We start from the raw sequence: 8,136 nt of genomic DNA, 5'->3' as shown, positions 1-8,136 counted from the left end.
CGTTCTCATCGACGCCGCGATGCCACCGGCTGCGCCTCCGCCCGGGGTGTGAATTGCCTTTCTCCGGCTACGCGGGAATTGCGAATCAATAACAAAATAGGCCTGCCGCAGTTCGTCAAAATAAATTATCCCGGCGGTCCCGCAGGCGATAATCCGGCCGCTGCGCCGAATAGTGAAATGCGTCCGGAATCGCCTGGTATGTGAGCTCTGCCACTGCAATGGTGCGGCCAAAGTGTGCTCATGGGTCCTGCGTGACGCATGAGCACACTTTGCTCTGACCTTTACCTAAGGAAATTACGATCATCATCGCCACGGCGGGGCGGCGCGGCACCAGCCGCGGCCGGATAGGCTGGCGCTGCCCGCGGAGACCGGGGCGGGCGTAACGGCAAGCAACGAACCGAGGCGGGGCCGCAATGATCTTCATCGTCGTCAAGTTCGAAACCAGACCCGACTGGACCGACCGCTGGCCGGATTTCGTCGCCTCGTTCACCGCGGCCACCCGGGCCGAGGAGGGCAACCTGTGGTTCGAATGGTCGCGCAGCCTGGATAACCCCGCGGAGTACGTCCTGGTGGAGGCTTTCCGCGACGATGAGGCCGGCGGCGCCCACGTCAACAGCGACCACTTCAAGCGCTTCGTGGCCGAAGTCCCGCAGGCGCTGAAGTCCACGCCCAAGATCATCAACCAGACCATCGACGCCACGGGCTGGTCGGAGATGGGCGAGTTGGCGGTCGACTGATCCCGGACTAGCCGATCGCGATCTCGATCTCGTCGCCCAGGGCATAGCCCGGTGCCAGGGGAAGCCGGTCACCGCTCCAGAACGATCCCGGATCGAAGTAATTCGAATACTTCTCCGTGCTGAGCAATCCCATTTCCTCGTAGGTGATGGCCACCGTCTCCGCGCAGTAGGCCACTTCCAACCCGAGCCGCTGGCGTTCCTTGCGCCGCTGCGTCGATTCCCGAACCTTTTTGTCCACGAACGGGATTCCTCGCGCCCAGTCGTATGCGTTCGGGAGCCTGCCGCGCAGCCACCGGCCGGTCAAACGCATGGTGGTGGGAAACGCGGTGCCGTCCATCCGCGCGATCACCCGCAGCAGCTTGTTCTCTTGCTCCCGGGTGGCCGGCGGCGTCAGCTGACGTAGCCAGCACCGCTGGTGGTAACGCTGCGACCACTGCATCACCGACTGGGCAAGGTCGTTCAGTTGCACCCCACGATGATTCGTTCCGGTCCACAGGTCGACGAGCTTGTCGCCCAGTTCGGCGTGCCAGATCAGCGGCGGTAGGTCGTCGATGGCCACCGTCATGCCGACGTGGTTCACCGGGCTGTTCGTCAGCGTCTGGATCGCGCGGTCCGGTCCCGAGCCGCCGCGAAACAGCCAAAGGTCGCCGGTGCGGGTCTCTTCGAGCGCTTGGTTCAAGGGGAGCATTGTCGTAAGCCCGTCCGCCGCTGCGGCTTTCGCCGTCGTGGTCGCCAGTGTCAGCCCGCGGGGCACGGCGCGCGCGAGGCGGTGCCGTACGTTGCGGGCACACAAGTCAATCACAACCGGGCCATAACGACCCGGCGACGCATAGCCTGATGCCATGCGCAATGTGTGGAAGTGGCTGGGATTGGCCGGTGCCGCCGGTGTTGTCGCCGGGGGCGTACTCGTCGTCCGCGACCAGCGCAAGCGGCGGGCCTATACCGCGGACGAGGTCCGCGATCGCCTGCACCAGCGGTTGGCCGAATACAACGGCGACGGCGTTCAGTCCGGCTCGGAATCGCCCGGGGACTCGACGGCGAACAACCGGTAGGTGCCCGAAAACCCCTTCAACTCCACATCGCGGCCGTCGTCGAACCGGATGCCGTCGGAATCGGAAAGCGCTTCTCGCACCGACTGACTCACCAAGATCTGCCCGCCCACCGCTTGCGCGGCGACGCGTGCCGCCATCGCCACGTTGCGGCCGAACAGATCGTCACCACGGCGCACCGATCGGCCCATGTGGATCCCGATCCGAACGCGAATCTCCTCGCGCCGCTTGCGTTTTGCCTCCCGGCGCAACGCGTCCTGCAGGTCGATGCCACACTGGACCGCTTCCTCGGCGCGGGCGAACGCGATCATGAATCCGTCGCCCTGGCTCTTCACCACGTGTCCGGACCGTCGCCGCACCAGATCCGAGACCAGCTTGTCGTGCGAGCTGATCAGCTTCACCCAGGCCCGGTCGCCGATCCGCTCGTTGAGCGCGGTGGACTCCTCGATGTCGGAGAACAAGATCACCACCCGCCCGTCCGGGGTGACGCGGGCAAGGTCGGGTCGCTCGACTTCGGCCCAGTCCGCGAGGTCTTCGATGCTGCTGCGCACCGCCGCGCCGAAGCCTTCCTTGCGCATCAGGTTGGCGGTGTTCCACACCCGTTTGACGGCCTCGCGGCCGCCCGACAGCAACTGGTTGCGGGCATCGGTCCGCTGGCGCAGCTCGTCAAGCTGCTGCTGACTGCGCACCAGCAACCGCCACAACACGATCAGTGCGATACCTTCGACCGCGGCGATCCCGGCGAGAACGTACACCGTGACGTGCAGCGCGTCAGCCATGCCGGTCATCCTTTCAAGGCCGCGGTCCGCCCAGGTTGTCGGCCCTATCGGCAGTGTCTAGTGTTGAGTCCGCCGGCCGCGGGTAGTGATCTCAAGGGAGCCGATCAGGTGACTTTCGGGAGGAGCGGTTTTGGCCGAGGACGACAGTAACCCATCTGACCTGCTAGTGATCTTCGGAATCACCGGTGACCTGGCGCGCAAGATGACCTTCCGGGCGCTGTACCGCCTCGAGCGCCGCCACATGCTTAACCACCCGATCGTGGGCGTGGCCAGTGACGACATCACCGTCGAACAACTGCGGGACCGGGCGCGCGACGCCATCAAGGCATCGGGGGAGCAGTTCGACGACGCCGTCTTCGATCGGCTGGCGGACCGGCTGTCCTACCTACACGGCGACGTCACCGACGCCGACCTCTACACGCAGCTCGCCAAGAAGATCCCGTCGGACTCCCATCCGCTCTACTACCTGGAAATGCCGCCCGCTTTGTTCGCGCCCATCGTGGAGAACCTGGCGAAGGCCGACCTGCTGGAACGGGCCCGGGTGGCGGTGGAAAAACCGTTCGGCCACGACCTGGACTCGGCGCGCGACCTCAACGCACGGCTGCGCGCGGTGCTCGACGAAGACCAAATCCTGCGCGTGGACCACTTTTTGGGCAAACAACCCGTCGAGGAACTGCAATACCTGCGGTTCGCGAACAACGGCCTGGCCAAGCTGTGGGATCGCGACAGCATCTCCGAGATCCACATCACCATGGCCGAGGACTTCGGGATCGAGGACCGCGGCAAGTTCTACGACGCCGTGGGCGCGCTTCGCGACGTCGTGCAAAACCACCTGCTGCAGGTGCTCGCCCTGGTCGCCATGGAGCCCCCGGTCGGCGCCGGCGCCGACGACCTGAACGACAAGAAGGCCGAGGTCTTCCGGGCGATGCCCGCCCTGGACCCGGAGCGCTGCGTGCGCGGGCAATACCGTGGCTATACCGATGTCCCCGGTGTCGCAAAGGATTCCACCACCGAGACCTATATTGCGCTGCGGACCGAGATCGACAACTGGCGGTGGGCGGGAGTGCCGATCTTCCTGCGCGCCGGAAAAGCGCTGCCGGACAAGGTCACCGAGGTCCGGATGTTTCTGCACCACGTTCCCGGGTTTTCGTTTCTGCCCAATCGCCGGCCACCCGAGTGCAACCAGATCGTGTTACGCATCGACCCCGATCCCGGGATGCGGCTGCAGTTGTCCGCACAGGCCGGCGACTCGTGGCACGACGTGCACCTGGACTCGTCGTTCGCCGAGGACCTCGGCGAACCGGTACGGCCCTACGAACGCCTGCTCTACGCCGCGTTCAACGGTGATCACCAGTTGTTCGCCCGCGAAGACGCCATCGAAGAGACGTGGCGAATCGTGCAGCCGGTGCTGGACAAGCCGGGCCGAATCCGCCACTACGACCAGGGCTCCTGGGGGCCCGAGGCCGCGCATGCGCTGCTGCGTGGTCACCACAGCTGGCAAGAGCCGTGGCTGCCGCGCAGCACGCCCAAGAAACAGTAAGGAGACTAGAGACACGATGCAGCTTGGAATGATCGGCCTCGGCCGGATGGGCGCGAACATCGTCCGCCGCGTCGTCAAGGACGGACACGAATGTGTGGTGTACGACCACAATCCCGACGCGGTCAAGGCGATGGCGGGGGAGGACAAAACCACCGGGGTGTCCTCGCTGAAAGAACTCGCCGAGAAGCTGAAGGCACCGCGGCTGGTTTGGGTGATGGTGCCGGCCGGGACCATCACCACCGGGGTGATCGAGGAGCTGGCCAAAACGCTGGACGCCGGAGACATCGTTATCGACGGCGGCAACTCCTACTACCGCGACGACATCCGCCACGCAAAGACGCTGTCGGAGAAGGGCATTCACCTACTCGACTGCGGCACCAGCGGCGGCGTGTGGGGTCGCGAGCGCGGCTACTGCCTGATGATCGGCGGCGACGACGAGGCTTTCCTGCACGCCGAGCCGATTTTCGCCAGCGTGGCACCGGGCGTCGACGCCGCGGCGCGCACACCGGGTCGCGAAGGCGAGGTCGCGCGGTCGGAGCAGGGCTACCTGCATTGCGGCCCGTCGGGTGCCGGGCACTTTGTGAAGATGGTGCACAACGGCATCGAGTACGGCATGATGGCCTCGCTCGCCGAGGGGCTGAACATCCTGCGCAACGCCGACATCGGCAAGCAGGTGCAGGAGGGCGACGCCGAAACCGCACCGCTCGAGCACCCCGAGTTCTACCAGTACGACTTCGACATTCCGGAGGTCGCCGAGGTGTGGCGCCGGGGAAGCGTGATCGGCTCCTGGTTGCTGGACCTGACGGCGATCGCGTTGCACGAATCGCCGGAACTGAAGGAGTTCTCCGGCCGAGTCTCCGACTCCGGGGAGGGTCGCTGGACCGCCATCGCAGCCATCGACGAGGGAGTGCCCTCGCCGGTGCTGACGACCGCGCTGCAGTCCCGCTTCGCCTCGCGCTCGCTCGACGACTTCGCCAACAAGGCGCTCTCGGCGATGCGCAAGCAGTTCGGGGGCCACGCCGAGAAGCCGGCGAACTAGCGGCGGTTGACGAACGCCACCACCGCGTCGCTGAACGCGTCGTTGTCGTCACCGGCCGCGGTGTGTCCGGCGTTGGACAGCTCGACAAACTCCGCGCGCGGGACGGTGGCCAGGAAGTGCCGCACACCCTCGGGGCTCACCACGTCGGACAGCTTGCCGCGGATCAGCAGGACGGGGATGGTCAGGTTCTTGGCGGCCTGCTCGAAGCTCTCGGTGCGCAGTTCGGGATCGTCGCCCGGCTTGGTCATGAACGCCGGGTCCCAGTGCCAATACCAGCGGCCGTCGCGCAGGCGCAGGTTCTTCTTCAGCCCCTCGGGGCTGCGTGGCTTGCTCCGGTAGGGCAGGTAGGCGGCGACGGCGTCGGCGGCCTGCTCCAGCGAGTCGAAGCCGTCGAGGCCGCTGAACATGAAGTCGCGGATGCGGGCGCTGCCGCCCTTTTCGAATCGGGGGACCACGTCGACGAGCACCAATCGGGTCACCTTCGCCGGTCCGGCCCGGTGCGCGGCGAGGATGCCCGTCAGGCCGCCCATGCTGGCCCCGATGATGGTGACCGGCCGGCCGATCGCGTCCAGGACCCGCATGACGTCGCCCGTCAGCGTCTCGATCTCGTAGTCGGCGTCGGGCGAGCGGGCGCTGTCTCCGTGGCCCCGCGAGTCCAGCGCCACCACGTGCAGCCCCTCATCGGCCAGCGTTTGACCGGTGTTTTTCCAGGAAAACCGGTTCTGGCCGCCCCCGTGCAGCATCAGGATGCTCGGCCGCCCGGCGCCGTCGGAGCCGCGATTCCATTCGTCGGCGACCAGATTGATCCCGCCGACGCCGGCAAACTCAACCGTCTCGGGGCTGCTGCTGACGGTGCTCATGCGATCTGACGTTACATAGGCCGGTTAAGCACTGTTGCGCGGGTGGACGACGCGGTGAGTTTTCGTCGTCGACCCGGTCTATCCATGGCAGAGACCCACGAGCCGTCAAGGAGACCCGGACATGCCATCGATCACCCCGTCGTTGTGGTTCGACAACAACCTGGAGGAAGCCGCCACGTTCTACACCTCGGTGTTCCCCAACTCCCACATCGAGGGCTTGAACCAGACCACCGACGCCGGACCGGGCGAGCCCGGGACCGTCCTGTCCGGCAGCTTCGTGCTGGACGGCACCCGGTTCATCGGGATCAACGGCGGTCCGCACTTCCACTTCAGCGAAGCGGTGTCCTTCACGGTCCACTGCAAGGACCAGGACGAGGTCGACTACTACTGGGACCGGTTGAGCGACGGCGGTGAGGAATCGCAATGCGGCTGGCTCAAGGACCGCTTCGGGCTGAGCTGGCAAATCGTCCCGGACCGGCTCTACGAACTGATCAGCGACCCGGATCGCGACCGGGCGGCGGCGGCCACCACTGCGATGTACGGGATGCGCAAGATCGTCATCGCCGAGCTGGAACGGGCGGCCGCGCTGCAACGGTGAAAACCGCTGATACAGCGATGCTTTGACGCCGTATCGACCAGGGTCGGTGCGTCGAGCGGCCACACAGGTTAGGTTGATCCCTGCGGAGACGTCGAGCAGGGAGTGAACATGGCTGAACCAGGCTGGATCGACGTGACCGGACCCGCGGGCGACCTCAAGGCCCTGACCTGGGGGCCGGAAGACGGCCCCATCGCCTTGTGCTTGCACGGCTTCCCCGACACGCCCTACGGCTGGCGCAAAGTCGCGCCGCGGCTCGCGTCGGCGGGCTGGCGGGTGGTCGCGCCTTTCATGCGTGGATACGCGCCGTCGTCGATCCCGGTCGACGGCGGCTACCAGGTCGGTGCGTTGATGGACGACGCCCTGCGGGTGCGTGAGGCCGCGGGCGGCACCGAGAACGACGTGATCATCGGCCACGACTGGGGCGCAATCGCCGGCACCGGCCTGGCCGCCATGCCCGACAGCCCCTTCGCCAAGGCCGTGATCATGTCGGTGCCACCGTCGGCGGCGTTCCGGCGGCGCGGCGGCGGCGCGGCCGAGCGGGGCCGGCTGGCCGCCCACCTGGCGCGCCAGGTCTTCCGCAGCTGGTACATCATGTACTTCCAATTGCCTTGGCTGCCTGAGCGTTCCGCCTCCTGGGTGTTGCCGCTGCTATGGCGGCGCTGGTCGCCCGGCTATCGCGCCGACGAGGATCTGCGCCACGTCGACGCGGCGATCGGGGCGCCGGAGAGCTGGCGCGCGGCGCTGGGGCCGTACCGCGCCACCATTCGCAACACCAGGCCGTCGGCGCGGTATGCCGAGCTGAACCAGTTGTGGACCGAAGAACCCGTGCTGCCGTGCCTGTACCTGCACGGCCGCGACGACGGTTGCATGACACCGGCTTTCGTGCGCTGGGCCGAGAAGGTGCTGCCGCCGGGCAGCGAGGCCGGCATCGTCGAACACGCCGGGCACTTCCTGCAGCTCGAACAACCCGACAAGGTCGCCGACCTGGTGCTCGGGTTCATCGGCTCACCCGGCTGACGCCGTGGCCCGCGCCGTGCCGGGGCACCGGATGGCCGCCGTCGATGCGCAGTTCTACTGGATGTCGGCGAAGATCCCCAACGACGAGTTCCTGCTCTACGCGTTCGACGGCGAGCCCGCCGACTACCCGCGCGCCGTCGAACGACTCCGCGGGCGGGCCACCGTCGAGCCGGCGCTGACGATCCGGGCGTGCGACCGCAGCCGGCTGCGCTATCCCCTGTGGGTGCCGGCGGCGGTCACACCCGAGCAGATGGTCCGCCACGAGCTGGGCGAGGACAGCTGGGACGGCGTGCTCGTGGCGGTCGCCGGCCTTGCCGACGACCAACTGGACATTCGCCGGATGGCTTGGCGGCTACACCTTTTCACGTCCGTGCGCGGCATTCCGGGCGTCACCGGGCGCGGGACGGTCGCGGTGCTGCAGGTCGCACACGCGCTGGCCGACGGCGCCCGTTCCGCGGCGATGGCGGCCTGGCTGTTCGGCCGGCCGGCCCCGGTGTGCCGCCGGTGCCCGCCCCAC

Annotated in this window: 10 protein-coding genes and 1 pseudogene; 8 read left to right on the top strand and 3 right to left on the bottom strand. The window is 67.1% G+C overall.

Features of this window, described 5'->3' with window-relative positions; genetic code table 11:
* Nucleotides 1-204 (top strand): hypothetical protein (locus DQP57_RS27040; protein ID WP_205869240.1); only part of this gene is annotated, 204 nt, incomplete at its 5' end.
* Between the two features lie 209 nt (nt 205-413).
* A complete protein-coding gene (locus DQP57_RS25675) occupies nt 414-737 on the top strand; it encodes a putative quinol monooxygenase (RefSeq protein WP_112635626.1) in 324 nt (107 codons plus the stop codon).
* 7 nt (nt 738-744) lie between these two features.
* Here the strand turns inward: DQP57_RS25675 and DQP57_RS25670 are convergent, their stop codons facing one another.
* Nucleotides 745-1,425 (bottom strand): guanylate cyclase, encoded by a 681-nt coding sequence (locus DQP57_RS25670; protein WP_112635624.1) that lies wholly within the window; start codon nt 1,423-1,425, stop codon nt 745-747.
* 154 nt (nt 1,426-1,579) lie between these two features.
* Between DQP57_RS25670 and DQP57_RS25665 the strand changes: the two genes are divergently transcribed.
* Nucleotides 1,580-1,789, top strand: a complete 210-nt coding sequence (locus tag DQP57_RS25665) for a hypothetical protein (protein WP_112635622.1) — start codon at nt 1,580-1,582, stop codon at nt 1,787-1,789.
* On the opposite strand, the gene DQP57_RS25660 is transcribed toward DQP57_RS25665, so the two are convergent.
* Nucleotides 1,741-2,574, bottom strand: a complete 834-nt coding sequence (locus tag DQP57_RS25660) for an adenylate/guanylate cyclase domain-containing protein (RefSeq protein WP_112635620.1) — start codon at nt 2,572-2,574, stop codon at nt 1,741-1,743. The two genes, DQP57_RS25665 and DQP57_RS25660, sit on opposite strands and share 49 nt — an antisense overlap.
* Nucleotides 2,575-2,695: 121 nt before the next feature.
* Here DQP57_RS25660 and DQP57_RS25655 point away from each other — a divergent pair, with 121 nt between their 5' ends.
* Nucleotides 2,696-4,105, top strand: coding sequence for a glucose-6-phosphate dehydrogenase (locus DQP57_RS25655; protein ID WP_112635618.1), 1,410 nt, complete (start codon nt 2,696-2,698; stop codon nt 4,103-4,105).
* Nucleotides 4,106-4,121: 16 nt separating this feature from the next.
* Nucleotides 4,122-5,144, top strand: a complete 1,023-nt coding sequence (gnd, locus tag DQP57_RS25650; RefSeq protein ID WP_112635616.1) for a phosphogluconate dehydrogenase (NAD(+)-dependent, decarboxylating) — start codon at nt 4,122-4,124, stop codon at nt 5,142-5,144.
* On the opposite strand, the gene DQP57_RS25645 is transcribed toward gnd, so the two are convergent.
* Nucleotides 5,141-6,004 carry an alpha/beta fold hydrolase gene (locus DQP57_RS25645; protein WP_112635614.1) on the bottom strand — a complete coding sequence of 288 codons (864 nt, stop codon included), beginning with the start codon at nt 6,002-6,004 and terminating at the stop codon, nt 5,141-5,143. The genes gnd and DQP57_RS25645 overlap by 4 nt on opposite strands.
* A gap of 121 nt (nt 6,005-6,125) precedes the next feature.
* Here DQP57_RS25645 and DQP57_RS25640 point away from each other — a divergent pair, with 121 nt between their 5' ends.
* From DQP57_RS25640 to DQP57_RS25630, 3 genes and pseudogenes are all read left to right on the top strand, one after another.
* The gene (locus tag DQP57_RS25640; RefSeq protein ID WP_112635612.1) at nt 6,126-6,602 is read left to right on the top strand and encodes a VOC family protein; all 477 of its coding nucleotides are present in this window, start codon (nt 6,126-6,128) and stop codon (nt 6,600-6,602) included.
* Nucleotides 6,603-6,710: 108 nt separating this feature from the next.
* Nucleotides 6,711-7,619 (top strand): alpha/beta fold hydrolase, encoded by a 909-nt coding sequence (locus tag DQP57_RS25635; RefSeq protein ID WP_112635628.1) that lies wholly within the window; start codon nt 6,711-6,713, stop codon nt 7,617-7,619.
* Between the two features lie 16 nt (nt 7,620-7,635).
* Nucleotides 7,636-8,136 (top strand): annotated as a pseudogene (locus tag DQP57_RS25630) (DUF1298 domain-containing protein); the annotation flags it as partial.

This window comes from Mycobacterium colombiense (assembly GCF_003284935.1).
Lineage (GTDB): Bacteria > Actinomycetota > Actinomycetes > Mycobacteriales > Mycobacteriaceae > Mycobacterium > Mycobacterium arosiense_A.
The sequence above is the reverse complement of the archived record's forward strand: the minus strand, read 5'-3'. Positions and strand labels throughout refer to the sequence as shown.

Bases quoted from the DNA above. Each gene is read 5' to 3' on its own strand.
- DQP57_RS25640 (WP_112635612.1), top strand. From the start codon at position 6,126: ATGCCATCGATCACCCCGTCGTTGTGGTTCGACAACAACCTGGAGGAA.
- gnd (WP_112635616.1), top strand. From the start codon at position 4,122: ATGCAGCTTGGAATGATCGGCCTCGGCCGGATGGGCGCGAACATCGTC.
- DQP57_RS25635 (WP_112635628.1), top strand. From the start codon at position 6,711: ATGGCTGAACCAGGCTGGATCGACGTGACCGGACCCGCGGGCGACCTC.
- DQP57_RS25645 (WP_112635614.1), bottom strand. From the start codon at position 6,004: ATGAGCACCGTCAGCAGCAGCCCCGAGACGGTTGAGTTTGCCGGCGTC.
- DQP57_RS25675 (WP_112635626.1), top strand. From the start codon at position 414: ATGATCTTCATCGTCGTCAAGTTCGAAACCAGACCCGACTGGACCGAC.
- DQP57_RS25665 (WP_112635622.1), top strand. From the start codon at position 1,580: ATGCGCAATGTGTGGAAGTGGCTGGGATTGGCCGGTGCCGCCGGTGTT.
- DQP57_RS25670 (WP_112635624.1), bottom strand. From the start codon at position 1,425: ATGCTCCCCTTGAACCAAGCGCTCGAAGAGACCCGCACCGGCGACCTT.
- DQP57_RS25660 (WP_112635620.1), bottom strand. From the start codon at position 2,574: ATGACCGGCATGGCTGACGCGCTGCACGTCACGGTGTACGTTCTCGCC.